This window comes from Ramlibacter agri (genome assembly GCF_012927085.1).
In the GTDB taxonomy this organism is placed as follows: Bacteria; Pseudomonadota; Gammaproteobacteria; order Burkholderiales; family Burkholderiaceae_C; genus Ramlibacter; species Ramlibacter agri.
Map to the genome: position 1 here is coordinate 470,344 of NZ_JABBFX010000002.1, position 25,675 is coordinate 496,018.

The 25,675-nt window shown below is 70.8% G+C and carries 28 protein-coding genes; 14 read left to right on the forward strand and 14 right to left on the reverse strand.

The features are described from left to right. The first annotated feature begins 55 nt into the window (after window positions 1-55). Complete coding sequence (locus tag HHL11_RS20730; protein ID WP_169420466.1) at window positions 56-1,141, forward strand: mandelate racemase/muconate lactonizing enzyme family protein; 1,086 nt, start codon at window positions 56-58, stop codon at window positions 1,139-1,141. Then, window positions 1,134-2,759, forward strand: coding sequence for a UGSC family (seleno)protein (locus HHL11_RS20735; RefSeq protein WP_169420467.1), 1,626 nt, complete (start codon window positions 1,134-1,136; stop codon window positions 2,757-2,759). The genes HHL11_RS20730 and HHL11_RS20735 overlap by 8 nt, the downstream gene beginning before the upstream one ends. On the opposite strand, the gene HHL11_RS20740 is transcribed toward HHL11_RS20735, so the two are convergent. Continuing rightward, on the reverse strand, window positions 2,686-3,840 hold the full coding sequence (locus HHL11_RS20740) for a PAS domain-containing sensor histidine kinase (RefSeq protein WP_169420468.1): 1,155 nt from the start codon (window positions 3,838-3,840) through the stop codon (window positions 2,686-2,688). The genes HHL11_RS20735 and HHL11_RS20740 overlap by 74 nt on opposite strands. A 49-nt stretch (window positions 3,841-3,889) precedes the next feature. Then, window positions 3,890-4,198, reverse strand: coding sequence for a high-potential iron-sulfur protein (locus HHL11_RS20745; protein WP_169420469.1), 309 nt, complete (start codon window positions 4,196-4,198; stop codon window positions 3,890-3,892). A gap of 109 nt (window positions 4,199-4,307) precedes the next feature. Here HHL11_RS20745 and HHL11_RS20750 point away from each other — a divergent pair, with 109 nt between their 5' ends. Further along, on the forward strand, window positions 4,308-5,531 hold the full coding sequence (locus tag HHL11_RS20750; protein WP_240980354.1) for an MFS transporter: 1,224 nt from the start codon (window positions 4,308-4,310) through the stop codon (window positions 5,529-5,531). A 6-nt stretch (window positions 5,532-5,537) separates the two neighbouring features. Here the strand turns inward: HHL11_RS20750 and HHL11_RS20755 are convergent, their stop codons facing one another. Next, window positions 5,538-6,806, reverse strand: coding sequence for a DUF2325 domain-containing protein (locus HHL11_RS20755; RefSeq protein WP_169420470.1), 1,269 nt, complete (start codon window positions 6,804-6,806; stop codon window positions 5,538-5,540). Window positions 6,807-6,996: 190 nt separating this feature from the next. Between HHL11_RS20755 and HHL11_RS20760 the strand changes: the two genes are divergently transcribed. Beyond that, on the forward strand, window positions 6,997-7,344 hold the full coding sequence (locus tag HHL11_RS20760; RefSeq protein ID WP_169420471.1) for a winged helix-turn-helix domain-containing protein: 348 nt from the start codon (window positions 6,997-6,999) through the stop codon (window positions 7,342-7,344). A 6-nt stretch (window positions 7,345-7,350) separates the two neighbouring features. On the opposite strand, the gene HHL11_RS20765 is transcribed toward HHL11_RS20760, so the two are convergent. Together HHL11_RS20765 and HHL11_RS20770 are read right to left on the reverse strand one after the other, a co-directional pair. Continuing rightward, window positions 7,351-8,127: a GntR family transcriptional regulator gene (locus tag HHL11_RS20765; protein WP_169420472.1), complete on the reverse strand. Its 777-nt coding sequence runs from the start codon at window positions 8,125-8,127 to the stop codon at window positions 7,351-7,353. A 2-nt stretch (window positions 8,128-8,129) separates the two neighbouring features. Then, window positions 8,130-9,623: an MDR family MFS transporter gene (locus HHL11_RS20770; RefSeq protein WP_240980355.1), complete on the reverse strand. Its 1,494-nt coding sequence runs from the start codon at window positions 9,621-9,623 to the stop codon at window positions 8,130-8,132. A 115-nt stretch (window positions 9,624-9,738) separates the two neighbouring features. Here HHL11_RS20770 and HHL11_RS20775 point away from each other — a divergent pair, with 115 nt between their 5' ends. Further along, window positions 9,739-10,092, forward strand: coding sequence for a hypothetical protein (locus HHL11_RS20775; protein WP_169420473.1), 354 nt, complete (start codon window positions 9,739-9,741; stop codon window positions 10,090-10,092). A gap of 15 nt (window positions 10,093-10,107) precedes the next feature. Here the strand turns inward: HHL11_RS20775 and HHL11_RS20780 are convergent, their stop codons facing one another. The 4 genes from HHL11_RS20780 to HHL11_RS20795 form a co-directional block, all read right to left on the reverse strand. Next, complete coding sequence (locus HHL11_RS20780) at window positions 10,108-10,554, reverse strand: hypothetical protein (protein WP_169420474.1); 447 nt, start codon at window positions 10,552-10,554, stop codon at window positions 10,108-10,110. Continuing rightward, on the reverse strand, window positions 10,551-11,000 hold the full coding sequence (locus HHL11_RS20785; protein ID WP_169420475.1) for a hypothetical protein: 450 nt from the start codon (window positions 10,998-11,000) through the stop codon (window positions 10,551-10,553). Before HHL11_RS20785 ends, HHL11_RS20780 begins: the two co-directional genes overlap by 4 nt. 136 nt (window positions 11,001-11,136) lie before the next feature. Then, entirely contained in the window at window positions 11,137-11,580 is a 444-nt protein-coding gene (locus tag HHL11_RS20790) for a hypothetical protein (protein WP_169420476.1), read from the reverse strand. Next, entirely contained in the window at window positions 11,577-11,906 is a 330-nt protein-coding gene (locus HHL11_RS20795; RefSeq protein ID WP_169420477.1) for a hypothetical protein, read from the reverse strand. The genes HHL11_RS20790 and HHL11_RS20795 overlap by 4 nt, the downstream gene beginning before the upstream one ends. A gap of 162 nt (window positions 11,907-12,068) precedes the next feature. On the opposite strand from HHL11_RS20795, the gene HHL11_RS20800 reads away from it, so the two are divergent. Then, the gene (locus HHL11_RS20800) at window positions 12,069-12,593 is read left to right on the forward strand and encodes a hypothetical protein (protein WP_169420478.1); all 525 of its coding nucleotides are present in this window, start codon (window positions 12,069-12,071) and stop codon (window positions 12,591-12,593) included. Between the two features lie 10 nt (window positions 12,594-12,603). Here the strand turns inward: HHL11_RS20800 and HHL11_RS20805 are convergent, their stop codons facing one another. After that, window positions 12,604-13,329 carry a response regulator gene (locus HHL11_RS20805; RefSeq protein WP_169420479.1) on the reverse strand — a complete coding sequence of 242 codons (726 nt, stop codon included), beginning with the start codon at window positions 13,327-13,329 and terminating at the stop codon, window positions 12,604-12,606. A 167-nt stretch (window positions 13,330-13,496) separates the two neighbouring features. On the opposite strand from HHL11_RS20805, the gene HHL11_RS20810 reads away from it, so the two are divergent. Together HHL11_RS20810 and HHL11_RS20815 are read left to right on the forward strand one after the other, a co-directional pair. Beyond that, window positions 13,497-13,886: a response regulator gene (locus tag HHL11_RS20810; protein WP_169420480.1), complete on the forward strand. Its 390-nt coding sequence runs from the start codon at window positions 13,497-13,499 to the stop codon at window positions 13,884-13,886. Continuing rightward, complete coding sequence (locus tag HHL11_RS20815) at window positions 13,873-16,446, forward strand: ATP-binding protein (protein ID WP_169420481.1); 2,574 nt, start codon at window positions 13,873-13,875, stop codon at window positions 16,444-16,446. Before HHL11_RS20810 ends, HHL11_RS20815 begins: the two co-directional genes overlap by 14 nt. 6 nt (window positions 16,447-16,452) lie before the next feature. Here the strand turns inward: HHL11_RS20815 and HHL11_RS20820 are convergent, their stop codons facing one another. Then, complete coding sequence (locus tag HHL11_RS20820) at window positions 16,453-17,100, reverse strand: RraA family protein (RefSeq protein ID WP_169420482.1); 648 nt, start codon at window positions 17,098-17,100, stop codon at window positions 16,453-16,455. Between the two features lie 63 nt (window positions 17,101-17,163). Between HHL11_RS20820 and HHL11_RS20825 the strand changes: the two genes are divergently transcribed. Further along, on the forward strand, window positions 17,164-17,724 hold the full coding sequence (locus tag HHL11_RS20825) for a DUF1439 domain-containing protein (RefSeq protein ID WP_169420483.1): 561 nt from the start codon (window positions 17,164-17,166) through the stop codon (window positions 17,722-17,724). Here the strand turns inward: HHL11_RS20825 and ggt are convergent. Beyond that, complete coding sequence (ggt, locus tag HHL11_RS20830; RefSeq protein ID WP_169420484.1) at window positions 17,718-19,454, reverse strand: gamma-glutamyltransferase; 1,737 nt, start codon at window positions 19,452-19,454, stop codon at window positions 17,718-17,720. The two genes, HHL11_RS20825 and ggt, sit on opposite strands and share 7 nt — an antisense overlap. A 175-nt stretch (window positions 19,455-19,629) precedes the next feature. Between ggt and HHL11_RS20835 the strand changes: the two genes are divergently transcribed. Together HHL11_RS20835 and HHL11_RS20840 are read left to right on the forward strand one after the other, a co-directional pair. Continuing rightward, window positions 19,630-19,887: a hypothetical protein gene (locus HHL11_RS20835; protein WP_169420485.1), complete on the forward strand. Its 258-nt coding sequence runs from the start codon at window positions 19,630-19,632 to the stop codon at window positions 19,885-19,887. A gap of 74 nt (window positions 19,888-19,961) precedes the next feature. Then, window positions 19,962-21,509: a methyl-accepting chemotaxis protein gene (locus HHL11_RS20840; protein ID WP_169420486.1), complete on the forward strand. Its 1,548-nt coding sequence runs from the start codon at window positions 19,962-19,964 to the stop codon at window positions 21,507-21,509. Window positions 21,510-21,511: 2 nt separating this feature from the next. Here the strand turns inward: HHL11_RS20840 and HHL11_RS20845 are convergent, their stop codons facing one another. Then, a complete protein-coding gene (locus HHL11_RS20845; RefSeq protein WP_342593253.1) occupies window positions 21,512-21,877 on the reverse strand; it encodes a hypothetical protein in 366 nt (121 codons plus the stop codon). A 604-nt stretch (window positions 21,878-22,481) separates the two neighbouring features. On the opposite strand from HHL11_RS20845, the gene HHL11_RS20850 reads away from it, so the two are divergent. Continuing rightward, a complete protein-coding gene (locus HHL11_RS20850) occupies window positions 22,482-22,637 on the forward strand; it encodes a hypothetical protein (protein ID WP_169420487.1) in 156 nt (51 codons plus the stop codon). 9 nt (window positions 22,638-22,646) lie between these two features. Here the strand turns inward: HHL11_RS20850 and HHL11_RS20855 are convergent, their stop codons facing one another. Then, the gene (locus HHL11_RS20855) at window positions 22,647-23,243 is read right to left on the reverse strand and encodes a chalcone isomerase family protein (RefSeq protein ID WP_169420488.1); all 597 of its coding nucleotides are present in this window, start codon (window positions 23,241-23,243) and stop codon (window positions 22,647-22,649) included. A gap of 279 nt (window positions 23,244-23,522) precedes the next feature. On the opposite strand from HHL11_RS20855, the gene HHL11_RS20860 reads away from it, so the two are divergent. Then, window positions 23,523-24,083, forward strand: a complete 561-nt coding sequence (locus HHL11_RS20860; RefSeq protein WP_169420489.1) for an HNH endonuclease — start codon at window positions 23,523-23,525, stop codon at window positions 24,081-24,083. A 427-nt stretch (window positions 24,084-24,510) separates the two neighbouring features. After that, window positions 24,511-25,647: a slipin family protein gene (locus HHL11_RS20865; RefSeq protein ID WP_169420490.1), complete on the forward strand. Its 1,137-nt coding sequence runs from the start codon at window positions 24,511-24,513 to the stop codon at window positions 25,645-25,647. The last annotated feature ends 28 nt before the right edge of the window (window positions 25,648-25,675 follow it).

The following is a 25,675-nucleotide window of genomic DNA, read 5'->3' on the forward strand; positions in this document are numbered from 1 at the left end:
CCTTGGCGATTGACTGCCGGGCATTATGCCTGCAACATGCAGGCAATTGACAAGCATGAAGATCACCGCACTCGAACAAAGGACGCTCAGCGTTCCCACCGGCACCGCCGTCAGCGCATCCATCGGCAGCTTCGATGCCGTCAGCTACCTGGTGCTCACCCTGCACACCGACAGCGGCCTGGCCGGCAGCAGCCACATCCAGGTGCCGGGGCGTTTCGGGGTGCAGGCGCTGCGCGCGCTGGTGGACGACTTCGCAGGCCTCGTCGTCGGCCGCGATCCGTGCGACACGGCCGGCTTCGCCGAGCTCTCGTGGAAGCGGGCTTTCTGGCTCGGGCAATCCGGCTTGTGGGCCTTCGCTACTTCGGCGCTGGACGTCGCCATGTGGGACATCGCGGGCCAGGCCGCCGGCCAGCCGCTGTGGCGGCTTTGGGGCGGGAAACGCGATGGAGTGGACGTGTACGGCAGCGGCCGCATGTGGCTGGCGCAACCGCTCGATTCCATCGTGGCCGAAGCGCGCGACTTCGTGGCACAAGGCTTTCGCGCCATCAAGATGCGCGTGGCCAGCCCGGAGCTGCAGCGCGACGTGCAACGTGTGGCGGCCGTGCGCGAGGCCATCGGCCCCGGCGTGCGCCTGATGGTCGACTGCAACCAGGGCCTCGACCTCGAACGCGCCGTGCAACTGGCCGCGGCCCTGCGCCCCTACGACATCGCCTGGATCGAGGAGCCGCTGCCCTTCCACGACGTCGCCGGCCATGCCGAACTGCGCCGCCGCATCGACATCCCGATTGCCACCGGCGAGAACCTGTACCTGCCGCAGGAGTTCGAGGCCTTCCTGGCGCAGGGCGCGGTGGACGTGCTGATGCCGGACCTGCAGCGCTGCGGCGGCTACACCGGCATGAACCGCATCGCCCAAGCTTGCGCTGCCGCCGGCGTGCGCTTCTCGCCCCACGCCTATGCCTGGCATTCGACGCACAGCGTCGCGGCCTGCTCCGGCGGCGGCCTGGTGGAATACATGCCGCGCGGCGACCAGATGTTCGGCCGCCGTTCCGTGTTGCACGATGGCCTGCTGCAAGTGCCGCAGGAAGCCGGCACGGGCCTGCGCTACGACCCTCCATGGCTGGAGCAATACCGCGATGCCTGAATTCCAGGTCCTCAACCCGCGCGGCGAGCCGCATCCCGTCACCTTGAGGCCGCTCGCGCCGCGGCCCGCCAGCCTGGACGGCCTGCAACTCGGGCTGGTGAACTCGTGGCCCGGCGCCGACTCCGGCTTCGCGCCGCTGTTCGAGGCCATTCGCGCGCGGGTCGCACAACGCTTTCCGCGCGCCCGCATCGTCGCGCTCGACAAGCCCTCGGCCTATTCGATCGACGACGCGGCCTTCTGGGACCGCATCGTCGCCAGCTGCGACGCCTTCGTCTACGCTGCAGCGCCCTCCGCGTCGACCACGCACTACGCCGTGCACTACACGGCGCGGCTCGAAACGCGCGGCCGCCCCGGCGCGGTGGCCGTGTACGACACGCTGCGGGAGGACGCGCGCAACAGCGTGCACGGCTGCGGCAGCGAAGTGCGCTGGACCGGCGCGCCCTACCCGCTCGCGCAGGCCGCGCCCGCAGTCCTCGCCGCGCTGGCCGATCGCCTGCTGGACCAGCTGGCCACGCCACTGCGCGAGCACGAGCAGCGCAGCGGCACCCGCCCGCCGCCGCAGCAAGCACGCATCGCCTTCGAAGGCGACTACGACGCGGTCCAGGAGTTCTTCCACGCGCAACGCTGGAGCGACGGCCTGCCCGTGACGCCGCCGACGCCGGCCGCGGTGGCGCGCATGCTGCAAGGCACCAGCGCCTCGCCGCAGGCCGTGGTCACCGAAGCCATGGGCCCGGAGAACTGGCGCGTGACGGTGGAGAAGGTCGCCACGGTCGCCGTGATGGCCGGCTGCACGCCGGCCTGCCTGCCCGTCGTGCTGGGCGCGGTGCAGGCCTTCAGCGCGGGCGCCAACGGCCTGCCCAGCGCGTATTCGACGCCGATGCGCGCCACCAATTCCTTCGCGCTGATGCAGGTGGTGAACGGCCCGATCCGCCACGCCGCCGGCATGAACGCCGGCCTCAACGCACTGGGCCCCGGCAACCGCGCCAACGCCAGCATCGGCCGGGCGCTGCGGTTGGCCCTGGTCAACCTGGGCGGGCTGGACATCGGCAGCAACGCGCTGCCGGTGCAAGGCAACCCCGCGGCCTACACGCTGGCCTTTGCCGAGAACGAGGAAGCCTCGCCCTGGCCCAGCCTGGCGCAGCGGCGCGGCTTCGGCGCGCAGGAGAGCGTGCTGACCTTGATGGTGGGCGGCTGGAGCCACGTGGGCAACTACATCGCCGAAGGCCTGGAGCGGCTGGCGCGCGACGTCACGACGCTGGAGTACCCCAGCGGCCTCGCCCTGCTGCTGTCGCCGGAGCGCGCTCGCCTGCTGGCCGCGCAGGGCCTGGACGCTGCCGGCGTGGAAGATTTCGTCTGGCAGCGCGCGGCGCTGCCGGCGCGCGAGGTGCGCAGCGGCATCTACTGGACGACCTTGATCGCCCCCAACCTGCGCGGCGACGCAGCGCGGCGGCTGTGGGATGCATCGCTGCTCACTGCGCCGGACGAGCAGCCGGTGCCGGTCTACCCGCGCGCGCAGGTGACGAGCCTCGTCGTCGGCGGCGACGTCAGCCCGATGATGCAGGCCTGGAAGATGCAGTACCCGGTGTCGGTGTCGCTGGAGCGCTGGCTGCCCCGCTAGCGCGCGGCAGCACCATGCGGAAGGTCGTTCCCCCCGGCGGCGAATCCACCTCCAGCCCGCCGCCGTGGGCCTCGGCGATGGCCTTGGCGATGAACAGCCCCAGCCCCAGCCCTTCGCCGCGGCCGCCGTGTTGGCGCCCGGAGCCGAAGGGTTCGAAGATGCGCGGCAGGACCTCGGCGGGAATCTCGCCCTCGTTGTGCACCTCCAGCGCCACGCGCTGCGCATCGCCCGTCAGGCGCAGCCCCACCGGCGAGCCGGGCGTGCCGTGCTGCACGGCGTTGGAGGCCAGGTTGGACAGCGCCTGCAGGATGCGCTGCTCGTCCCAGGCGCCGCGCCCATCGACCTCGCAGTCGAAGCTGATCGGCCGGTCGACGGCCAAGGCCCGCAGCTCGTCGATGATGTGCTGGCACAGAGCGCGCAGGTCCGTGGGCTGGGGGTCCACCGCGATGCCGGCGCCTTCGCGCTCGCGCGACAGGTCGAGCAGGTCGCCCACGATGTGCCGGATGCGGCCCACGGCCCGCGTGATCACCTCGGCCTGCTTCTGCCCGGGCGCCGCGGCCGCGCCGGTCCGGGCCAGCACCTGCGCGGCCAGCCCGATGGCGTTCAGCGGGTCGCGGATGTCGTGGCTGACGATGGCCAGGATCCACTTCTCGAAGTCGCGCGCCAGCTCCAGCTGTTCGCGGGCTTGCCGCTGCTGCGCGTCCTCGCCCTGGCGGCGCTCGTCGACGTCGATGCAGCTGCCGATGAAGCCGGCGAACACGCCGCTGTCGTCCGTGAAGGGCACGCCCCGGTCGAAGATCCACCGGTAGGCGCCGTCGTGGCGGCGCAGCCGGTATTCCATCTCGAAGGCCTGGCGCCGGTGGAAATAATCGAGGTAATACGCGACGCAGCGCTGCAGGTCGTCCGGGTGCACGCCCCCGGCCCAGCCGTCGCCCAGCTCCTGCGCCATGCTGCGGCCGGTGAAGGCGAGCCAGGTCTCATTGAAGTAGTCGCACTTCGCGTCGAGGCCCGCGCGCCACAGCAGCACCGGCGAGTGCTCGACAAGCAGTCGGTATTCGGTGGACGTCAGCGGCCGGTCCATCCGGCCAATATGCCCCACCGGTGCCCGCGCGACAACGAATTTGAAGGATTTAGGCCTTCTTGGTCCAGGCGCTGCACCAGCCGCCGCCGGCCACCAGCTTGCCGCCGAAGATGGCGCAGGGGCCGCTCGCGTCCGAGGGCTTGCCCTGGAAGAGCTGGCAGTTGTCGCACTTCTGGTCGGGCGCGTGCTTGGGGAATTTCTTGCTGTCGGCCCGCTTGGTGTCTTCGACGTAGCCCAGGGCGACGGCCTGGGGATCCTTCTCGCTGACCTTTGCTGGCTGGGCCTGGCTCGCCACGGTGGCCAGCGCGGAACCCGCGGCGGCGACCCTGAGCATGAACACACGGCGATTGGCTGGCATGGAAACCTCCCGGATCGGACGGTGCTGCACTGTACTCCGCGGGGCCGCCCGCTTGCCAGTGCCCCTGCACCTGCATGAGCTTGCGCCGGGCGGTACGATCGCGCGCTTCATGCCGAAGTCCCGTTCCTGGCCGCCCTTCTTCTGGATCTCCTACGCCATGTGCGTGGGGGTGATGGGCACCGCCCTCGCCAGCCCGCTCTATCCCCTGTACCAGTCCGCCTGGAACCTGCGGGCGAGCGACATCACCCACATCTTCGTCGTCTACATGTTCGGCGTGCTGGTCAGCCTGCTGTTCATGGGCCGGCTGACGGCGCGCTTCGGCTTCCTGGCCATCCTGCGGATCGGCCTGGTGCTCATGACCTTCGGCGTGGCGCTGTCCGCCGTGGTCGGGGGCGTGCCCTCCTTCATGTTCGCGCGCCTGGTCATCGGCATCGCCTCCGGGATGATCAGCACGTCGGCGGCGACCGGCATGGTGCAGGTCGGGACCGGGCGCGACCCGCGGCGGCTGTCGGCCATCACCACGATGGCGATGACGCTGGGCTTCGGCATGGGCCCGCTGGTGGGCGGCCTGATCGCCCAGTGGGTGCCGCACCCGCTGCAGACGGCCTATGTGCCTTCGGCCTTGATGGGCCTGCTGGCGGTGTACGCGCTGTTCCAGCTGTCCGTGCCGGTGCCGGTGCACGAAGCGCCGCACGGTGGCTCCTGGCGCTCGGCGATCAAGCAGTGGCTGCCTTCGATCGCCATGCCGCCGCGCATGGGGCGGCGCCATTTCTGGATCGCCAGCCTCGGCGCCTTCAGTGCCTTCGGCATGTTCAGCCTCTATGCGTCGCTAGCGCCGAGCTTCATGCGCGAGCTGGTGCCCTGGCACGGGCCGGCCGTCAGCGGCGGCACCATCGCCGCCATCCTGTTCCTGTCCTCCGCCTTCCAGTTCATGGTGCGCCAGTGGCGCACGAAGACGATCGTCGTGGTCAGCGGCTTCGCGCTGGCCGCTGCCAACCTGCTGCTCGCCTGGACCACCTTCGGCCGCACCGCGCTGCTGTTCGCGGCCAGCGTGCTGGTGACGTCCTTCGGCCACGCCCTCGCCAACGTGGCCGGCATGTCCGTGATCGGCAAGCTGACGCACCCGGGCCACCGCTCGGGGCTGCTGGCCTCGTACATGATCGTCGGCTACCTGGGCACCATCGTGCCTATCCTGGCCGTGGGCTGGCTGGCCGACCACCTGGGGCTGAGCCAGGCGGTGGCGCTGTTCTCGTACGCGATCGCGGCGCTGACGGCAGCGGTGGCGGTGTGGGCGGCGCGGACGAAGGAACTGCCGGTGCCGGACGGCGCTTAGGCGCCTTCAGCCATGCCGCCGGCACGGACCGGCGCACGTCTGCGCAGCGTTCACCGGCGCGGCGAGCGTGGTGACCGCCGCCGCCAGGCTGGCGACGCTGGCCGTGCGCAGCGGCAGGAACCGCTTGCCGCGCTGCAGGCAGGCCTTCTTCAGCGCCAGCGCGGAATCGTGGTCGATGCAATCCACGGGGAAGGCCACGACTTCCGCCCAGCCCAGCGCGGAAGCGAGCAGCCCCTTGCGGTCCTCGAGCCCGCCGTCGTGGTGCCGGAATTCGGCGCCCAGGCGCGCGGCAAAACCGCGGATGGCCGCACTGGAACTCGGGCGTCCGCCTACATAGAGCAGCCGCCGCCCCGCAAGCGCGCCGGCCGGCGGCGCTGGCGCATCTTCGGCGACCCGCCGCAGTTCGGCCTCGGCCGCGGCCAGTTCGCGCGCCAGTTCCTCGCCATGCGCGCGCGCATGGTCCTTTTCCTCCCGCAGCAGCGTGGTTTCGCCGGCCAGCGCGAGGGCCCGCGCCTCGGCCGCCTCGCGCCGCCGCGTGTGCAGCGCCACGGCCCGCGCCAGCGCGTCGGCGGACGACTCCGAGCCGCTTTCCGGCTGCGGCGCCTCCCGCGCGGCCAACAGCCGCTCCAGCTCCTGGACCCGCAGGCGCAGCTCGTCGCAGGCCTGTTGCGCCGTGTCGCGCTCGCCGGCGATCTCGGCCAGCCTTTGCTGCTGCCGTTCGCTGCGCTCCCGCCATTCGGCGTTGTCCTTCTCGATCGCCACCAGGCGGCGGATGTCGGCGCGGTTCGCCGCCCCCATCAGGTGCGACAGCATGTGCACCTCGCCGAAGGCCTGTTGGCGCAATTCCACGGACGCGCGGCGATGCGTGAGCACCGCCCAATAGGCGCCGGGCACTTCGCCCGACTTCAGCGAATCGGCCCACAACGCCGCCAGGGCGCTGTCGTCGCGGGCGCGCGTGAAGCGCTGCACGGTGCCTTCGTGCCGGCGGTCCAGGGCCCGGTGCAAGGTGCGCGCGACTTCCGAGTCCTGGCTGGCCAGCCGCACCGCCTCGTGGTGCACGTCGAGGTCGCTCGTGCCCGCCACGCCGATGAACTTCGCCATCAGCTTGCGCAGCTCGGGCGCGGACAGGCAGGTGCCGATCACCGAGCAGTGCAGGTGCGGGTCCATCTCGCCGAGGCGCATGCGTTCCGGATGCGCGTCCTGCAGCGGGGCGGCGCCCTGCCAGGTTTGCGCGGACGGCGACCAGGCGGCCGGTCGAAAGGGCGGCTGTTCCATCGTTCGTGATATCTAGTTAGACATAGCGTTGACGCGGTCAGCGCTGCCGGCGGCGAGGGATAGCAGGGCCCCGCTTCGCCAATCGGCGAAAGCACGATCTTCTCTTCATCGCTATATTCTGCTGGAAATAGCGGAAAGCGAACAGGGGCCGGTCGCGCGGTCGCCGGAGCACGGCCTGCAACAATGGCGCATGAGCCAACGCGTCCAATTCCGCCTGCGCATCTACCGGGACGACGTCGTCGCCATCGGCCCGGGCAAGGTCGCCCTGCTGGAGGCCATCGCCGAAACCGGTTCGATCTCGGGCGCCGCGCGGCAGCTGGAGATGTCCTACCGCCGGGCCTGGGTGCTGGTCGACGAGATGAACCAGTCGCTGGCTTCGCCCGCCGTGGCCACGGCGGCCGGCGGCGCGCACGGCGGCGGCGCTTCGCTCACGCCGACCGGCCAGGAGATCGTCTTGCGCTACCGCGCCATCGAGAACACGGCGCGCCTGGCCGCCGCCGCGGAGATCGCGGCCCTGACGCGGCTGGTCGCCGCCTGAGCCTCCCTAAGGCCGACCGCGGTCGTGCACCAGCCGCCCGGTCCGCAAGGTATCGACGTCGGTCAAGGTCAGCTCGGTCACGATCCGGCTGCGCTCCGGGCTCGTCCACACCGTGAGGTGTTCGATCGGTCGCGCATCGCGCCCGTGCATCAGGCGCACCAGTTGCAGCACCGGCGCGCCGGGCTCGGTCGCCAGGTGCTGCGCCTGCTCGGGGGACGCGGCGACCGCCGTGATCTCCTGCACCACGCGGCCCAGGGTCACGCCCTGCGCCTGCACGATTTCGTACAAGGCCTGGCGGCGCAGCGCCAGCGCGGTGACGTGCTGCCCCAGGTCCAGCGGGACCCAGGCTTCGGTCAGCATCACCGGCTGGCCCTCGAGGCGGCGCAGGCGCCGCACGTGCACGGCCTTGTCGGCCGGCTGCAGGCCGAGGAAGGCCGCGATGTCCGCAGGCGGAACCACCCGCTCCAGCCCCAGCACCGTCACCTTGGTTTCGGCGGCGCGCTGGCGCAGGCTTTCGACATAGTCCAGGCTGGCCTGCTCGCGCTGCACCCGCGCACCGGCCTGGACGAAGCTGCCCACGCCATGCCGGCGCTCGACCAGGCCTTGCGCCGTGAGGTCGGCCAGCGCCCGGCGCACGGTGATGCGCGAGACGCCGAACTGTTCGCACAGCTCTCCCTCCGTGGGCAGCGGCGACGCCGCCGGCAACGCGCCGCTGACGATGCGGTCCCGCAGCACCAGGAAGACCTGGCGGTGCAGCGACACTCCCGGCATCGACGACCGCATGCCTAGCCCTGTTCGTCCGCGCCGCGATGCGCGGCCAGCGGCTTCTCCGGCAGCCAGCGCACCGCCACCAGCGCCAGCGCGATCACGCCCACGCCGGTGCTGAACACCGCGGCGATGGCGGAGCGATACGCAGGCAGCAGGTCGGCGGACGCCGCAGCGACGTGCAGGCCCTCGCCCGCCGGCCCCGGGGCCAGTCCCGCGTTCTGCAGCAGGTTGTTGAGGATCGCGCCGGCGCCGGCGACGCCGACCAGCCCGCCCAGCGAGCGGAAGAAGGCCAGCGTGGCCGTGCCGACGCCCAGATGGCGCATCGGCAGCGCGTTCTGCACGGCGATGGTCATGTTCGGCATCACCAGCCCCAGGCCCAGCCCCAGGAAAAAGATGGGCGGCTCCAGCACGCCGAAGCCGCGCGAGGTGGCCACGGCCCAGGCGAGCACAGCGAAAGCCAGGACGGCGATGGACAGCCCGACCACCTGCGTCGGCTTGTAGCGCCCGGTGCGCGGCAGGATCACGCGGCCGTTGACGATCGCCGCGATGACGATGCCGATCATCAGCGGCCCCGTGAGGAAGCCCGAATGCGAAGGCGTCACGCCCATCACGGTCTGGAAGAACAGCGGGAAGAACAGGGCCGAGCCCTGCATGCCCATGATCGTCAGCGCGAGCACCAGGCAGGCCACCAGGAACACGCGGTTGCCGAACAGGGCCGGCGGCAGCACGGGCTCCGGCGCGCGGTGCAGGTGCCACACCAGCACCGCCGTCAGCACGCCGCCCGCCAGCAGGCCCAGGCCCGTGGGCAGCGACCACCAGGGCCATTCGGTGCCGCCCAGGGTCAGAACCAGCAGGAAGGCCATGGTGGCGGCGGTCAGCAGGGCCGCGCCGGCGAAGTCGATCTGGCGCTCGCGCAAGGTGTTGGTGTTGTGGAGCGTGCGGGCGATGACGTAGAAGGACAAAGCGCCCACCGGCACGTTCACCAGGAAGATCCAGTGCCACGACAGCAGGTCGGTGATGACGCCGCCCAGCACCGGCCCCAGCACGCTGCAGACGGCGAAGATCGCGACCACGTTGCCCTGCCGGCGCCCGCGCCGTGCGGGCGGCACGAGGTCGCCGATGATGATCTGCGCCAGCGGCAGCAGCCCGCCCGCGCCCAGGCCCTGCACGGCGCGGAAGACGATCAGCTGCAGCAGCGTCTGCGCCAGCGCGCAGAGCATGGAGCCGACCAGGAACAGCGCGATCGCCGTGTAAAGCACCGGCTTGCGGCCGTACTGGTCGGACAGCTTGCCGTACAGCGGCATCACCGCGGTGGACGCCAGGATGTAGGCGGTGACGACCCAGGACAGGTGCTGCACGCCCCCGAGCTCGCCCACGATGCGCGGCAGCGCGGTGGCGACGATGCTCTGGTCCAGCGCGGCCAGGGCCATGACGAGCATGAGGGCCCGGATGACGCGGCGGATGTCGCGGGAGGCGGCTTCGCCGGCCGCAGGTTCGGGATTGCTTGTCATGTTGTCATAATTCTAAGATAACAACGGCAGGTGGGACCAAAGTCCAATGCGCCGCCGGGCAGCGCCGGGGATGATCCTGCCCAGGCGCACAGCGCGCCCGGAAGGAGTTCGTGCCATGACTGTTCCCCGCGCCCTCCTGCTCGCCCTCGCCGCCCTCGCCCTCGCCGGCTGCTACTACCCGCCCGCCGGGCCGGTGATGTCGCAGTCCTACCAGTTCGACAAGCATCCCGGCGTCTACATGGAAACCTGGATGCAATACGACTACTACGGCGTCGGTTCCCCGAGCACCATCGTGATCAACCGCAGCAACATGCCCAAGTGCGCCTGGACCGAGGCCCTCGACAGCCGCCTGCTGCGTCCCGGCGAAAGCTGGAAGGTGAGCCAGGGCGGCTCGCCCGGCAACATCGGCGTGTCCAACGTCGTCGCGACCGACCCCGGCTGCGCCAACGCCAAGCGCGACTACCACTGAGGCGCCGGGCGGCGCTCAGAAGTCCGCGGCGAATTCGTCCGGCGGTACCAGGTTCGTCAGGGCCCGGAAGGCGCCGACCACCAGCAGCGCTTCCGCCGCGATGAACAGCGGCAGCGGCCGCAAGAACGCGAGCACGCCCGGCACGCTGGCCCAGGGGCCCTCGGCTTCGATCGGCAGCATGCCGGCGGCGCGCGCCAGCAGTCCGGAGATGACGGCCAGGCCCAGGGCGTAGGCGGCGATCCCCGCCAGCAGCAGGCGCAGCCCGCGCCGCGGGAACAGCATGCGCCGGTGCAGGCTGCTGCGCCGCGCGAAGAAAGCCACCGCCGCCAGCGACAACGCCAGCTCCGTCATCCAGCGCTGCACGCCGGCGCGCGCGACGAAGCGGTGCACGGCATCCAGCTGGTCCAGCGAAGTCAGGAAGGCCATCAGCAGCAGCGTGAGGCCGATGTACAGCCGCTTCATCGCTGCTTCCTCCGGCGCCGCGCGATGGGCGCTTCGGCCACGGCATGCAGGTTCACGAGGACGCCCGCCATGCACACCAGCACGCCGAGCTCGCTCGCCAGCTCCGCGCCCTTCAGCGTCAGGCGCTGCGAACCGAACGCCTCGCGCAGCCAGTCCGCCAGCAGTTCGTGCGTCCAGTGCACGTGCAGCAGCAGGAACAGCAGCGTGAACAAGGCCAGCGACGCCAGCCATGGCGTCCAGCGCGAGACGCGTTCCTCGAGGCGGCCGTGCCGGTACAGCGCCGTCGAAGGCAGCACCGCGAACAGCATGCCGATGCCGGCGAGGTCGATGCCCTGCACCGGGAAGGCGCGCGGGTCGACCCCGCCCTCCTTCAGCGCCAGCTGGAACGGGAACAGCAGGGACAGCAGGATCGCCAGTCCCAGCAGAACGGATGCCCTCTGCAGCATGTCGCGCCCTCCGCGCATCGTTTCGGTCCGTTATACCCGGCAGGGTCGCGCGCACGGAGCGCCGTGCCCGCCGCGCGGTCCCGCGCGGGCGACGAGCGTGGTTACAAGACGCTACGACGGCGCGCCGAAGCGACGCTCAGCCCGCCACCGGCTCGTGCGCCCAATGCATCCGGACGCGCACCGTGCGTCCCGGCGCGAGCACCGCACTGCCGGTGATGGCGTTGCGCCCCGCCTGCGCGAGGATGCGGTAGCTGCCGGCCGGCAGTTGCACGTCGGTGTTCGGGCCGGCATCCCGCAGCGTGAACACGTCCTTGCCCGAGGCATCGAAGATGTCCAGCTTCACGTCGCCAAGCTGCGCCTGCCGCCAGCCCTCGGAAAAGCGGATGCGCAGGTCGTAGCCGTCGCGGTGCCGCGCGAGGTCCAGCCACGATGCCTGCCGGCCGGTCTGGTACGCGTAGCCGTCGACGCTGCCCCGCTCGGGCGGCGGGGGCGCGTGCATGTGCGCCCACAGCAGCGTGGCCGGCACCGCGACCGGGACCGCCGCCAGCACCACCGCGAAGCGCCAGGCGGCGTGGATCACGACAAGGTCTCCAGGCTGGCCAGCGCGCGCTCCAGCGCGTCCTGCGCCGGGCCGAACTGCCGTCGCCGCACCAGCCAATTGGCCTGCTCCAGCCTGGCCAGCGTCTCGCCGCACAAGGGCCCGGGACGCTGCCGCAGATGGGTGCAGGCCGCCCGGATGTCGTTGATGGCGCTGTCGCGGTGGTCGCAATACAGCTCGACCCGCGCATGGCGGATCTCCGCGCGCACCTCGTCGGGCACGCTCGCCGGCAGTTGCGGCACCTCGGCGGCGACATAGGCCGTGGCGCCGATCAATGCGCCGAACAGCGAACCCAGGGGATTGGACATGTTTCGTTTCCTTTCGGTCCGCACCAGTGTGGCCGGCACCTGTGAACCGGCGGTTGCGCCTGGAGCGCCTCGCATTGCATCGGTAACGGAACGCGCCCCGGCCCGCAACACGCCCTTCGCGGCGAGCACCGACAGTGGCTGGACGCACTCCCTAGGACCTCCATGGAACATGAAAGCCACACCGTCGCCCTGTTCGCCGACATGCTGCAGCTGCAGCGTGGCCTGTCGGTGTTGCGCGAAGCCGGCTTCGACACCCGGAACCTGTCGGTGATCGGCAAGAACCAGCACCGCGAAGCCGACGTCACCGGCCTGCTGGTCAGCGGCAGCGGCACCCGCTGCTGGGGCCGCTTCGGCCTGCTGGCGCGCAGCCGCTGGTGGCCCGATGGCGCCACCGCGCTGCTTCTCTTCCCGGGCGTCGGCCAGGTGGTGATCGTCGGGCCGCTGGTGCACGCGCTGGGCGACGTGCTCGAAGGCGCGGCCGACTCGGCGCTGGGCAGCACGCTCGCTTCGCTCGGCCTGCCGGAGGACGTGGCGCAGCACTACGACGCCGCCATCCGCGCCGGCCGCCTCGCGCTGGTCGCGCATGGCGCCGCCGGTGCGGCCGCCTCTGCCCGGCGCCTGCTGGTCGCCACCAGCGCGCTCGAAGTCCGCGCGCATGCCGCCGCGTCCCATGACGCGGCCTGGTGAAGCGATGCGCTCAGAGCACCTGCACCGGCACGGCGAACATGTAGCCGGTGCCGCGTTCGGTGACGATGAAGCGCGGCTGCGCGGGATCGGCCTCGATCTTGCGGCGCAGCCGCAGGATCTGCACGTCGATCGAGCGGTCGTAGACCTCGTCGTCGTACAGGTGCGACTGCTCGATCAGCTGCCCGCGGCTCAGCACGCGCTGCGGCGAGGACAGCAGCGCCGTCAGCAGGCTGAACTCGCCGTTGGGCAAGGCCATCACCTTGCCGTCCGGGCTCTTCAGGCGGCGCAGCCGCAGGTTCAGCTCCCAACCTTCGAAGCGGTAGGCGCGCAACTTGCCCACTTCGTCGGCCAGGGTCGCGTGCAGCTTCACGCGGCGCAGCAGCGCACGGATGCGCGCCAGCAGTTCACGCAGCGAGAAAGGCTTGGTCAGGTAGTCGTCGGCGCCGAGCTCCAGGCCCATGACGCGATCCACCTCGTCGCTGCGGCCGGTGACCATCAGGATGGGAATGCTGCTGTGCCCGCGCAGCCGGTGGGCGATGGCCAGGCCGTCCTCGCCGGGCAGCTTCAGGTCCAGCAGCAGGCAATCGAACACTTCCTTCTCCATCGCCCGGTCCATCTCGGCGCCGGAGGCGACCGCCGTCACACGCAGCTCGTTCTGGCTCAGGTATTGCGCGATGACGCTGCGCAGGTCGGCATCGTCGTCGACGGCGAGCACGTGGGGAAGGACGGCGGGCATGGCGTGTTCTCCGCCGCGCGGCCGCGGCGTGGGGGCCACCATAGCACCGCGCACCGGGGCCTTCAATGCGCAGCCCACCGCCGCGTTACAGCGGTAATGCGCAAGTCCGCAGCCGCGCTTGCGGCCCTCCGGCCCCTGCGGCCCAATCCAACCTGGAAGACCACGCCATGAACGACGGACACCGCGCGCTCGCCATCGACATCGACGGCCCCTTCCAGCAGGTGCTGGCGGCCTGGCTGGGCGAGCGCGGCTACGAAGTGGTCTTCACCGACCTGCCTTACGTGGACGCCGGCGGCGGCCCGGTGGAGCTGGTGGTCTGCGAACTGGCCGAGCCCAAGCGCACCGGCAGCGAGACCCTGCGCCTGCTGGCCCGCGTGCACCCCGGCGCGCTGCTGGTCGCCATCTCCACCCGCTTCGTCGACGGCGAGCGGCGCGGCGCGCTCGCCCGCCAGCTCGGCGCCGACGCCGCACTGGCCAAGCCCTTCCCGCGCGCCGAGCTCTACGCGGCGCTCGAAGCCGCCAGCAGCCGGCGCGGCGTGCACGATGGCTGTACGTAGCCCGGAGCGCCAGAACGAACTGCGGCGGCGCTGGCTGGGCGCCGCCGGCGTGCTCTTCATCGCCGCCATGCTCGCGAGCACGGCGCACGGCCTGTGGACCGACCGCCACGCCATGGAGCGCCGGGCCAGCGAGGAGATGGCCGTGCTGGCCCGCGTGCTGGCTGAACAGGCCCGGCGCTCTTTGCAGACCGTGGAGGTGATGCTGCTCGGGATCGCCGACGACGAGCGCAGCGGCGACCTGCGCGGCCTCGACGCCGCCCAATTGCAGGCCTACGTGGAGCGGCAGCGCGACGAAGTCAGCGACGTCGCCGTCGTCTTCCTCACCGATGCCGAGGGCCGCCTGCGCGCGAGCAGCGGACCGTTGCCGGCGCCACTGGACCGCATGGCCGGGCGTCCCGCCTTCCAGCAGCTGAAGGCCGGCGCGGCGACCGCTTTCGACGGCATCACCCGGCTGCCGGACCAGCAACGCTGGGTCTTGCCCATCCTGCACCGCGTGGTGGACCGCGACGGCCACTTCGTCGGCAGCGCTGGAGCGCTGATCGATGCGGGCTATTTCGAGCGCTTCTATGCCGACCTGCCGCTGGGCTTCGCCAGCGTCATCGCGCTGCGCGCGGGCGATGGCGCACTGCTCGCCCGCCATCCGCCCAGCGAAAGCGCGATGGGCCAGGCGGCCCCGGATGGCTGGCACCCGGCGCTGGCCCTGCCGCCCGGCCAGGCGCCGCGGGTGCAGCGCTTCACCGGCCTGCGCGACCAGGTGGACCGGCTCGGCATCCTGCAGCCGGTGCCGGGCTATCCGGTGCACGTGGTGGTCACGCGCGACCTCGACAAGGTCTTCGCGCCCTGGCGCGAGGCGGCCGTGGGCAGCATCGCCCGCACGCTGCTGTTGTGCGCCGCGGCCATCGGCCTGCTGGCCGTGGTGTTGCGCCAGCTGCGCGGACTGGAGACGGGCCGCGCTTCCATCGCCCGCTCGGAACTCGCGCTGCGCGCCTCGCAGGAGCGCTATGCGCTGGCGGTGGCCGGCTCCAACGAAGGCCTGTGGGACTGGGACCTGGCGAGCGACGAGGTGTTCTTCTCCGGCCGCGCGCAGCAGGTGTGCGGCCTGGCCGCGAGCGAGCCGCTGCGGCCGCGGCGTGCGTGGCTGGAGCGCCTGCGCTACCACCCGCAGGACCGCGCGCGCGTGCGCGACACGCTGGTCGCTCACCTGCGTGGCCGCGCGCCGCAGTTCGACGTGGAGATGCGGGTGGCCGCCGCCGGCAGCGCGGGGCGCCCGGAGGAAGCCCAGGACTGGAACTGGGTGCGCCAGCGCGGCCTGCTGGTGCGCGACGAGCAGGGCCGGCCGAGGCGCATGGCCGGCTCCATCGAGGACATCACCCCGCGCAAGCGCGCCGAGGCGCAGCGCGAGCAGCTGGAGGTGCGCCTGCGCACCGCGCAGAAGCTGGAGGCCATGGGCACGCTGGCCGGCGGCATCGCCCACGACTTCAACAACATCCTGGGCGCCATCCTGGGCTACGCGGAACTGGCGCGCGGCCACGCCCAGGCGGGCAGCGCCCTGCAGCAGCAGCTGGATGGCGTGATGGGCGCGGGGCTGCGCGCCCGCTCGCTGGTGCAGCGCATCCTGGCCTTCAGCCGCAGCGGCCTCGGCGACAAGCTGCCGGTGCACGTGGAGTCCGCGGTGGCCGAGGCGCTGGACCTGCTGGAGGGCGCGCCGCCGCCCGGCCTGCGGCTCGCGCGCGAGCTGCACGCGGACGACGCTGCCATCGTCGGCGACCCGGCGCAGGTGCACCAGGTCGTGATGAACCTCGTCACCAATGCCATCCAGGCCAGCCACGCCCCCGGCACGGTGGCCGTGCGGCTGGCGCCGCTGATGCTGGAGGCGCCGCGCCAGTGCACCAGCGGCGAGCTCGCGGCCGGCCGCTACCTGGAGCTGCTGGTGGCGGACGAAGGCGCCGGCATGGCGCCACAGGAGGTGGAGCGCATCTTCGATCCCTTCTACACGACCAAGGACGTAGGCGTGGGAACCGGCCTCGGGCTGTCGCTGGTGCATGGCATCGTGGCCGAACTGCACGGCGCCATCGACGTGCGCAGCGAGCCCGGACGGGGCAGCAGCTTCACCGTGCTGCTGCCCTGGTCCGGCGAGACCACGCAGCGCACGGAATCCGATCCCGGCGACGCGGCGCTGCCGCGCGGCGAAGGCGAACGCATCCTGCTGGTGGACGATGAAGCCCCGCTGGTGGCGCTGGGCGAGGAGACGCTCGCGGCGCTGGGTTATGAGCCGGTCGGATTCACTTCCAGCGTCGCTGCGCTGCAGGCTCTCGAGAACGCGCCAGCTCAATTCGACGCGTTGCTCAGTGACGAGGCGATGCCGCGCCTGACCGGGACGGAACTGGCAGCAGCCGCGCGCCGCTTGCGCCCGGACCTGCCGGTCCTCCTGATGACGGGCTATCTGGGCCCTGCGCTCGCGGCCCGCGCGCAGGCGGCCGGCGTGCAGGAGGTGCTGGCCAAGCCGCTGGTGGCGGCGGACATTGCCCGCGCGCTGGCGCGCATCCTGCCGCGCGCCTGAGCCACCTCAGAACTTCCCGAACTCCAGGTAAGCCTGCTGCGGGTCGACGCCGCGCAGGATGGCGCTGCGCACCTTGTTTTCGGTGGCGATCGCTGCCTCGGCCTGCTCCAGCACCTCGGCCGCCAGCGCCTGCGGCACGCGCACCATGCCGTCGCGGTCGCCCAGCAGGTAGTCGCCCGGCGCGATGATGACGTCGCCGATGCGGATGTCGACCTCGATCGCCCGCGGTAGCCAGTAGCCGACGATGTCGCGCGGGGTGAAGCCGCGCGACCAGGTCTGGAAGCCCATCTCGATGAGGAAGTCGACGTCGCGCACGTAGCCGTCGGCGACGCAACCCAGCACGCCCTTGTTCTTCAAGGTCTCGGCCGACAGCTCGCCCATGTGGGCGACCACGCGGTCATTGGGCTGGCACACCCACAGGTGGCCGGGCTTCGCCTTCGACAGCAGGCCGGTCCAGGCCAGCAGCGTCTCGTGCGCGTCGGCCCGCGGGTCGACGCGGCCGTCGATGGTGAAGGCCGGGCCGGCGAGGCGCCGCTGCGGAAACAGCGGCCGCAACTCTGGCGGCAAGGTGAAATCGCGCAGGCCCATCGCGCGCATGACGTCGTGCACGACGCCGGTGTAGCACTGGGCCAGCCGTTCGCTCGTTCGGTCCATGCGCCTGTGTATGCGAACGTGCAAAGCCGGGCCATCGTGGTTTTCCTTGAGACACAATGGGCCATGCAACGCCGCCTGCTGTTCTCGGCCCTCGCCTGCTGGCCCTTGACGCGCCTGCTGGCCCAGGAGCAGGCCGAGCGGCCGCGGCTGAAGATTTCGGCCGCGGAACTGCACAAGACCTTGTCGGCCCGCTTCCCCGTGCGGCTGGACCTCGCCGGCTTGCTGCAGCTGCGGCTGGACGCCCCGGCCCTGCTGCTCTTGCCCGCGCGCCAGAAGCTCGGCGCCACGCTGCAGCTGCGCGCCACCGACGTGCAGTCGCGCCAGGTGCAGGCCGGCGAGATGGATGTGGCCTTTCGCCTGCGTTACGAAGCCTCCGACCGCACGCTGCGCGCGCGCCAGCTGGAAGTGCTGGACCTGCGCTGGCCCGGCATGCCGCCGGAGACCGTGGCCTTCATCCAGGCCTTTGCGCCCGCGGCCGCGGCCAATGCGCTGGGCGAGATCGTGCTGCACCAGTTCGCGCCCGGCGACCTGGCGCTGGCCGACACCATGGGCCTGCAGCCCGAGCAGATCACCGTGGCCGAGGACGGCATCGTGATCTGGTTGGGGAACAAGCCCGTTCAGTAGCCCAGCGCGAGCCCCGTGTTGCGACGCGGGTCGGTGGCGCCGTAGAAGCGGTTCGCGCCCACCGGCTTGCCGCGCAAGGACGGTGCGCCGATGAGGATGGCCACCACGTGCCGCGACACGTCGCCGGACACGAACTGCTGGCCCTTCGCCTCCAGCAGTGCGCGCGTGTCGGGGCTCAGCGCGAAGCGCTCCACGATCGTCGTCAGGGGCAGCCACTGCTGGTGGAAGCGCGGCGCGTCGACGGCCTCCTGGACATCCATGTCGTAGTCGATCACGTTCAGGATCGTGTGCAGCACCGCGGTGGGAATGCGGCTACCGCCCGCCGTCCCCACCACCATCACCGGCTTGCCGTCGCGGCTGACGATGGTGGGCGACATCGACGACAGCGGCGTCTTGCCGGGCGCGATGGCGTTGGCCTCGCCCTGCACCAGCCCGTACAGGTTGGGCACGCCCGGCTTCGAGGTGAAGTCGTCCATCTCGTCGTTCAGCAGCACGCCGGTGCCGGCCGCGGTGACGCGCGCGCCGAACCAGTCGTTGAGCGTGTAGGTCACGCTGACCGCGTTGCCGTCCTGGTCGGCGATCGAATAGTGCGTGGTGTTGGTGCCCTCGTGCGGCGGCACGCCCGGCTTGATCTCCGCGGACACGCCGGCCTTGCTGGCATCGATCGCCTGCCGCAGGGCGGCGGCATAGTTGCGATCGAGCAGGCGGCCGACCGGGTTCGTCACGAAGTCGGGGTCGCCCAGGTAGCTGTTGCGGTCCATGTAGGCATGGCGCATGGCCTCGATCTGGTAGTGCACCGCCTGCGCCGAGCGGAAGCCCAGGTCGCGCATGGGGTAGCCCTCCAGCACGTTGAGGATCTCGCAGAGGACCACCCCACCCGAGCTGGGCGGCGGCGCCGAAACCACGTGGTAGCCGCGGTAGTCGCACTCGATCGGCGCCAGTTCGCGCACCTTGTAGCGGGCCAGGTCGGCCTGCGTGACGATGCCGCCGCCCGCCTGGCTGGAAGCCGCGATCGCGGCGGCCACGGGGCCGGCATAGAAGCCTGGCGCGCCGTGCCGCGCAACCTGGCGCAGCGTCTTCGCCAGGTCCTTCTGCACCAGCCGCTGGCCCGGCTGCCAGGGTTGCCCCTGGTCGAGGAAGATGGCGGCCGTCGCCGGGTCCTTGCGGAAACCCTCGGTGGCCAATCGCATCAGGTCCACGTCGCCCTGGTCGAGCACGAAGCCGCGCTCCGCCAGCGCGATGGCCGGCGCGATGAGCTCGCCGCGCTTGCGGGTGCCGTACTTCGCCAGCGCGTATTCCATGCCGGCAACGGAGCCGGGCACGGCGACGCCCAGGTGGCCGTAGGTGCTGGCGCCCTTCCTCACGTTGCCGGCGGCGTCGAGGTACATGTCGGCCCTGGCCGCCAGCGGCGCCTTCTCGCGGAAGTCGATGAAGGTCTTGCGGCCGTCGGCCAGCTGGATGGTCATGAAGCCGCCACCGCCGAGGTTGCCGGCCGCCGGGTACACCACGGCCAGCGCGTAGCCGACTGCCACGGCCGCATCGACCGCGTTGCCGCCCTTGCGCAGCACATCGACGCCGACCTGGCTGGCCAGGTGCTGGGCCGTGACGACCATGCCATGCTGCGCCGCCACCGGCGCCATCGAGGCGCCATGCGCCGCGGTGAAGGCCACCGCAACGCCGAGGCCGAGCGCGAACTTGCGGAACGGCGGAATGCCATCGAACAGGCGCATTGTGTTTTTCCAGGTTGGCCCAAAGCCGCAATGCTAGGGCTTCGCCAAAGGGCGGTCCCGGCGTGGAAAATCCAGTGCCGGGCGCCGGCAGCGGGACGATAATTCTGGCCTCGGGACTCCAAGCGGAGGGCCTGCATGAACGGTGATGCGCCAGCGGCCTCAGGAGCGGACTTCCATGCCGAACCTGGCCAGTGAACGGCAGGCCCTGTCGATGGCCGACGCCCACCTGCTGGAGGCCCGGCGGCGCATCGCGCGGCTGGAACAGATGACGGAGGGCTCCGGGCACGCGGGCTCCGAGGCGACCGCCGGCGCGCTCGCGGCGCTGAGGGATGGGCTGGCCGCGATGGAGGACCACCGGCGCATCATCCTGCAGATGATCGCCGACCTCGAGTCGGGGCGCCTCAAGGACCGCGGGCCGCTCGGGCTGCGCTGAGCGCTCAAGTTCGGCCGCCCGCTGCCGAAACAGGACATGGGCCGTCGTTGCACGGCCAGGAATCCAGAATCCCCATGTCCCTGAACAACTTTTCCATCGGCAAGCGCCTGGCCCTGGTGCTGGGCATCATCCTCACCCTGTTCCTCGCCAGCACGGCCATCGTGGCCATGAAGCTGCGCACGCTCGGCGCCGAGCTCGACGCCATGGGCGACAACAGCGTCCGCGTGGAGCGCGCCGGCGCCGAATGGCTGCGCAACACCGAGTCCGGCCTGCAGCGCGCCGCCGCCATCGCCAAGAGCGGCGATGCGAGCCTGGTCGCCTACTTCGCCCCCTTCTCCGCGGCAGCCATCCAGGAAACCAACGAGCTGCAGAAGTTCATCGAGACGAAGATGGACACGCCCGAGGAGCGCCAGGCCTTCGACGACGTGGGCGTGAAGCGCAAGAAGTACCTCGCCGTGCGCGAAGAGGTGAACCGGCTGAAGAAGGCCGGCGACATGCCCGGCGCCGCCAGGCTGTTCGAGGCCGAGTTCGAGCCGAACGCCAAGCAGTACCTGGCCGGCGTGCGCCGGATCGTCGAGATCCAGCGCAGGCAGCTGGACGAATCCGCCGTCCACGTGCAGGCGCTGCGCGGCGAGGCCGTGACGGTGCTGGTGGGCTGCGCCGCCGCCTCGCTGGTGCTGGGCGTGCTGCTGGCCTGGGTGCTGGTGCGCAGCATCACGGGCCCCCTGCAACGCGCCGTGGCCGTGGCCCAGGACGTTGCCGGCGGCAACCTCGCCGTGCGCATCGACGCCAGGGGCGACGACGAGACGGGCCAGCTGCTGAAGGCACTGGACACGATGTCAGCCAGCCTGGTGAAGATCGTCGGCGAAGTGCGCATGGGCACGAACTCGATCGCCACCGCCTCGACGCAGATCGCCTCGGGCAACCAGGACCTGTCCTCGCGCACCGAGCAGCAGGCCAGCTCGCTGCAGGAGACCGCCGCTTCGATGGAGCAGCTGACGACCACCGTGAAGTCCAACGCCGAGAACGCGCGCCACGCGAGCACGCTGGCCAATGCGGCCGCCGAACTGGCCACCAAGGGCGGCAGCGTGGTGGCGCAAGTGGTGGACACCATGGGCAACATCGAGGCCTCGTCCCGCAAGATCGCCGACATCACCGGCGTGATCGACGGCATCGCCTTCCAGACCAACATCCTGGCGCTGAACGCCGCCGTGGAAGCGGCGCGCGCCGGCGAGCAAGGCCGCGGCTTCGCGGTGGTGGCGTCCGAGGTGCGCAGCCTCGCGCAGCGCTCCGCCGATGCCGCGCGCGAGATCAAGACGCTGATCACCGCCTCGGCGGGCACCGTCGCCTCCGGCACGCAGCTGGTGGACACGGCCGGCCAGACCATGGGCGAGATCGTGACGGAGGTGCGCCGCGTCTCCGACATCATTGCCGGCATCACCACGGCCAGCCTCGAGCAGAGCGCCGGCATCGCACAGGTCAACCAGGCCATCGCGCTGATGGACCAGGCCACGCAACAGAACGCGGCGCTGGTGGAAGAAGCGGCCGCGGCAGCCGGCGCGCTGCAGCGCCAGGCCGACGGTCTGGTGCAGGCGGTGGAGGTTTTCCGGCTCGCCGCCTGAGCCTAGGGTGGCGGCGAAGGCCAGGCCTTCAGCAAGCGCGTGAGCTCGCGCTTCTGCTTCGCATTCGATTGACGCCAGGCGTTCCTGGCCAGCGCGAGGAAGCGGTCCTCGGCCGGATCGGCCGCGGGCCCTTCCTCGCGTTCTTCGTCCAGCCAGCCGGCGGCCTGGCCGGCATGCTGCTCGATCTGGCGCGCCAGCTTGTCGCCGATGGGGCGCGCGGACTTGATCTGCGACCAGGTGCTCGGTGAAATTTCGAGAGTTGCCGCGAAGGCCTGCTCGAGGCCCTTGGCACTGGCGCCCTGCGCGAGCTGCTGCCGCGCGTAGCCTTGGTACAGCGCCTGCATGTTGCGGCGCCGGGTAACGGTCACGTTCTCTGTCACTGTGTTCAATTCGCGCAACGGCGCAAGAAAAGATTGTGCACCCGCTTGCGCGACTTGTTAAGACTCTTTATAGTCGCGTCCCTCGCCTCCCCTGAGGCATGCAACCAAGCTTTCCAAGGACCCATCGTGCTATCGAACCGACCCACCACAGCAGCCATGACCCGCATCGCGGGGCAGCGGCCGTATGCGTGCGGCCATGAGGATAGCTGCGGCAGTCCGGGAGCGGGAGACGTGTAGGCGCGTCCCGCATCAACCTCTTTCACCAGAGGCCCGGACTCCGCAAGGAATCCGGGCCTTTCTGTTTTTTCTTTCCCCTGTGCCGCATCGACGACCCCGGGTGTGTTCCTTGACAACTTGCCGCGAGGCAGCGCCGGCACTGGCCGGCCGCTGCTTCGCACCTTTTCACTTCGGGTGTGCCCAGGCACCACCGTCCGCGCGCAGCCGCGGGAACGGCAGGACGGGATGTGCACGGGGTCGCTCCCCATGTGCAGCGAGGGCCCCGGGCCGGCATGCCGGCCGCTCGCGCCTGGACACAGCCGAAGTGGAAAGCCGCTTTTCCACCGCCATTCAACCAACTCACCTGGGAGCCATCATGATCCTCACGCTTTGCCAGATTGCGGCCACTGTGATCGCACGATGGCTGTCCACCTGGAGGCATTCGCGCCGTGTGCGTGTGCAGCCGGTTCCGCCCGAACCACTCGATGAAGAAGACGTCGCCCAGCGCGTGCGCCTGAGCGGCGAGTGGTGACGCCCTTTGCTACTGGTCGAGCGCCAGCAAGGCCTTCTTCAACAGATGGTCCGCCGGCGCATCGCCCACCCAGATCTTCAGGATCATGCCGAAGAACTCGGCGTCGCCGACCGGCGCGCCCTGCGGCTGGTCCTGGATGAAGAACTGCGTGCCCTTGCCGGGGACGTACTCCATGGCGAAGGTGTCGCCCGGCACCAGCTTGGACTTGCCCGAAAAGATCTCGATCAGGCGGTTGCTGGAAACCGCGTGCTTCTGGACCTTGTCCTTCGGCGAGTTCTCCTGCAGCCCCTTGATGAACAGCAGGCCCAGGTCCGTACCCGGGAGTTCGCGCAGCGCCGTGAACTGCAGGCGCATCGGGCCCGCCTGCTTCAGGAGGGTGTCGGGCGAACTGGCCTTCGCCGCCGTGTACAGGCCGAGGTCGTAGACCTTGAAGACCGCCTTGTACCGCGTGCCGGCGCCATTCAGCTGCAGCCGGGTGCCTGCCACCTGGATCTCGGACGGGAAGTTCGTCTGGGTGGGGGCGGCAACGGCAAGGGTCGAAGCCACGAGCGCAAGAGCCGCCAGGCTCGAGGGAATCACGCGGCGGACAGGGGGAACGCGAGGCATGAGGTCTCCGAAGCTTAAGTGGAAGGCCTTCTGAAGCTTAGGGGAAATGCCCGGACCGCAACCCCAGGCTGTGGGTTTGCCGTCACAGCCCATTGGCCGATCCCTCGCGAAAGCGTGAGGGATTGCGCAACGAACAACAACGACAAGGAGCGTCCCATGGAACTCATGCCGACCTGGTCGACGTCGTGCACACGCTGAAGCAGGTGCTCTGCGTGAAGGGCTGATGCGGGAGGGGGCCCGCGCGGCCCCGTCTTCATCCACCCCGAGCAAGGAGAACCCATGCATTCCGTCCTGCAACTGGACATCCAGGGCACCCCGCAGGCGTGGATCGGCCTCGAGGAGGCCGCCCTGCACTACGCCGCCGGCTCGGTGGTGTGGGAAGACGGCGCCGGCCCGCTGGCCACGCTGCGCGGCGGCTGGAACGCCGTCACGGGCCGGCAGTCGCGCATCGACGTCGCGCCCATCGTGGCGCTCCGTGGCCACGCCAGGCTGAACCTGTTCGACGTCGTGCCCGGCGTGACCAAGGCCAAGCTGCTTCGCCGCGACCGCCACACCTGCGCCTACTGCGGCGAGGTGTTCGCGGAGCGCGAGCTGCAGGCCGAGCACATCGTGCCGGACTCGTGCGGCGGCGCCTACAGCTGGATGAACCTGGTCACCGCCTGCGCGGCATGCAACGCGCGCAAGGCGAACCGGACGCCGGAAGAAGCCGGCATGCCGCTGCTGTACCTGCCGTACGTGCCGACGCGCTTCGAATCCTTCCTGCTGGAAGGACGCCGCATCCGCGCCGACGTGCACGAATGGCTGGCCGCGAGGCTGCCGAAGCATTCGCGCCTGCACTGATTCCAGTGCGGGCGCAACGAGTCTTTCGTGGAAGCGCATGCGCTCACAGGTCGGGGTTCACCAGCCCCGCCGGCGTGCAGCGGCCGGGAATCCCGTCGCCGCGGCACGTGCCGCCATGCAGGGACGCGAGGGAACGGGTGACTCGATCACCCTCCACTGTTGATAGCTCAGTCTGGTAGAGCAACGCGCTGCTAACGCGTCTGTCGCAGGTTCGATTCCTGCTCACATCGATTGGAAATCGACAGCAAACCCCGGCCGCGCCAGCGGCACGGTCCTGCGCGGACGGCAAGCGGGGTTCCGCGTACACGGCCAGCCAGCTGCCCCGCGGGGCGGCGGCGCACTGTGCACCCGGGCCCAGGCACCGCCCGCCCGCCGTGCCCCTGAACCGGCCCCCTCTTCATCAACGCACGCACACAAGGAGAACAAGATGCAATTCAAGCGTGTGACCATCCGCAAGAGCGAGCGCGGCCTGCTGCTGCGCAACGGCGACTTCGAGCGCGTCCTGCGCCCGGGCAAGCACCGGCTCGCGAGTTTCGCCGACGACCTGCAGGTACAGGTCTTTTCGCTGGGCGAGCCCGGCTTCGCGCACCCGCTCACCGAGTACCTGCTGGCCGAGGAGCCCGATGTGGTCGAAAGCGAATTCGAACGCGTCGAGCTCGGCCCCGACCAGGTCGGCCTGCGCCACGAGAACGGCGTGCTGGTCGAGATCCTGCCGCCCGGCTCGCGCAAGCTGTACTGGCGCGGCCTAATCACGGTGCAGGTGGAAGTGATCGACATCGCCGCCGCGCCCGAGGTGCCGGCCGAACTGCTGCCGCGCCTGCTGCAGGTGCAGCTGCGCCCGCGTGCCGTCGCCGGCCTGGCCGGCGTGCTGCTGGTGCAGGTGCCCGAGCTCGGCGCCGGCCTCGTCTACGTGGACGGCAAGATCGTCCGCCGCATCGGTCCGGGCGCGTACGGCTTCTGGCGCTTCAACCACAACGTCGCGGTCGAAGTGCTGGACCTGCGCATGCAGGCGCTGGAAGTGACGGGCCAGGAGATCCTGACCCGCGACAAGGTGAGCCTGCGCCTGAACCTCGCGGCCACCTGGCGCTACACCGACCCGCTGAAGGCGTACGAGCAGCTGGCCAAGCCCGCGGACCACCTGTACCGCGAGCTGCAGTTCGGCCTGCGCGCCGCCGTCGGCACGCGCTCGCTCGACGAGCTGCTGGAGAACAAGACCGTCATCGACGACGTCGTGTCCGCGCACGCGCGCGCCAAGCTCTCGCCTTTCGGCGTGGAAGTCGACAGCGTGGGGGTGAAGGACATCGTGCTGCCCGGCGAGATGAAGACCATCCTGGCGCAGGTGGTCGAAGCGGGCAAGGCGGCCGAAGCCAACGTGATCCGCCGCCGCGAGGAGACCGCGGCGACGCGTTCCCTGCTGAACACGGCCAAGGTGATGGAGGACAACCCCACCGCCCTGCGCCTGAAGGAGCTGGAAACGCTGGAACGCGTGGCGGAACGCATCGACCGCATCTCGGTGTTCGGCGGCCTCGACCAGGTGCTCAACGGGCTGGTGAAGCTGCGTTGAGCGGTGCCCTTGAAAGCCCCACGCCTGG

What these genes read in the sequence shown, in the direction of transcription:
- HHL11_RS20730 (WP_169420466.1), top strand. Translation starts at nt 56, where the DNA reads ATGAAGATCACCGCACTCGAACAAAGGACGCTCAGCGTTCCCACCGGC.
- HHL11_RS20735 (WP_169420467.1), top strand. Translation starts at nt 1,134, where the DNA reads ATGCCTGAATTCCAGGTCCTCAACCCGCGCGGCGAGCCGCATCCCGTC.
- HHL11_RS20740 (WP_169420468.1), bottom strand. Translation starts at nt 3,840, where the DNA reads ATGGACCGGCCGCTGACGTCCACCGAATACCGACTGCTTGTCGAGCAC.
- HHL11_RS20745 (WP_169420469.1), bottom strand. Translation starts at nt 4,198, where the DNA reads ATGCCAGCCAATCGCCGTGTGTTCATGCTCAGGGTCGCCGCCGCGGGT.
- HHL11_RS20750 (WP_240980354.1), top strand. Translation starts at nt 4,308, where the DNA reads ATGCCGAAGTCCCGTTCCTGGCCGCCCTTCTTCTGGATCTCCTACGCC.
- HHL11_RS20755 (WP_169420470.1), bottom strand. Translation starts at nt 6,806, where the DNA reads ATGGAACAGCCGCCCTTTCGACCGGCCGCCTGGTCGCCGTCCGCGCAA.
- HHL11_RS20760 (WP_169420471.1), top strand. Translation starts at nt 6,997, where the DNA reads ATGAGCCAACGCGTCCAATTCCGCCTGCGCATCTACCGGGACGACGTC.
- HHL11_RS20765 (WP_169420472.1), bottom strand. Translation starts at nt 8,127, where the DNA reads ATGCGGTCGTCGATGCCGGGAGTGTCGCTGCACCGCCAGGTCTTCCTG.
- HHL11_RS20770 (WP_240980355.1), bottom strand. Translation starts at nt 9,623, where the DNA reads ATGACAAGCAATCCCGAACCTGCGGCCGGCGAAGCCGCCTCCCGCGAC.
- HHL11_RS20775 (WP_169420473.1), top strand. Translation starts at nt 9,739, where the DNA reads ATGACTGTTCCCCGCGCCCTCCTGCTCGCCCTCGCCGCCCTCGCCCTC.
- HHL11_RS20780 (WP_169420474.1), bottom strand. Translation starts at nt 10,554, where the DNA reads ATGAAGCGGCTGTACATCGGCCTCACGCTGCTGCTGATGGCCTTCCTG.
- HHL11_RS20785 (WP_169420475.1), bottom strand. Translation starts at nt 11,000, where the DNA reads ATGCTGCAGAGGGCATCCGTTCTGCTGGGACTGGCGATCCTGCTGTCC.
- HHL11_RS20795 (WP_169420477.1), bottom strand. Translation starts at nt 11,906, where the DNA reads ATGTCCAATCCCCTGGGTTCGCTGTTCGGCGCATTGATCGGCGCCACG.
- HHL11_RS20800 (WP_169420478.1), top strand. Translation starts at nt 12,069, where the DNA reads ATGGAACATGAAAGCCACACCGTCGCCCTGTTCGCCGACATGCTGCAG.
- HHL11_RS20805 (WP_169420479.1), bottom strand. Translation starts at nt 13,329, where the DNA reads ATGCCCGCCGTCCTTCCCCACGTGCTCGCCGTCGACGACGATGCCGAC.
- HHL11_RS20810 (WP_169420480.1), top strand. Translation starts at nt 13,497, where the DNA reads ATGAACGACGGACACCGCGCGCTCGCCATCGACATCGACGGCCCCTTC.
- HHL11_RS20815 (WP_169420481.1), top strand. Translation starts at nt 13,873, where the DNA reads ATGGCTGTACGTAGCCCGGAGCGCCAGAACGAACTGCGGCGGCGCTGG.
- HHL11_RS20820 (WP_169420482.1), bottom strand. Translation starts at nt 17,100, where the DNA reads ATGGACCGAACGAGCGAACGGCTGGCCCAGTGCTACACCGGCGTCGTG.
- HHL11_RS20825 (WP_169420483.1), top strand. Translation starts at nt 17,164, where the DNA reads ATGCAACGCCGCCTGCTGTTCTCGGCCCTCGCCTGCTGGCCCTTGACG.
- ggt (WP_169420484.1), bottom strand. Translation starts at nt 19,454, where the DNA reads ATGCGCCTGTTCGATGGCATTCCGCCGTTCCGCAAGTTCGCGCTCGGC.
- HHL11_RS20835 (WP_169420485.1), top strand. Translation starts at nt 19,630, where the DNA reads ATGCCGAACCTGGCCAGTGAACGGCAGGCCCTGTCGATGGCCGACGCC.
- HHL11_RS20840 (WP_169420486.1), top strand. Translation starts at nt 19,962, where the DNA reads ATGTCCCTGAACAACTTTTCCATCGGCAAGCGCCTGGCCCTGGTGCTG.
- HHL11_RS20850 (WP_169420487.1), top strand. Translation starts at nt 22,482, where the DNA reads ATGATCCTCACGCTTTGCCAGATTGCGGCCACTGTGATCGCACGATGG.
- HHL11_RS20855 (WP_169420488.1), bottom strand. Translation starts at nt 23,243, where the DNA reads ATGCCTCGCGTTCCCCCTGTCCGCCGCGTGATTCCCTCGAGCCTGGCG.
- HHL11_RS20860 (WP_169420489.1), top strand. Translation starts at nt 23,523, where the DNA reads ATGCATTCCGTCCTGCAACTGGACATCCAGGGCACCCCGCAGGCGTGG.
- HHL11_RS20865 (WP_169420490.1), top strand. Translation starts at nt 24,511, where the DNA reads ATGCAATTCAAGCGTGTGACCATCCGCAAGAGCGAGCGCGGCCTGCTG.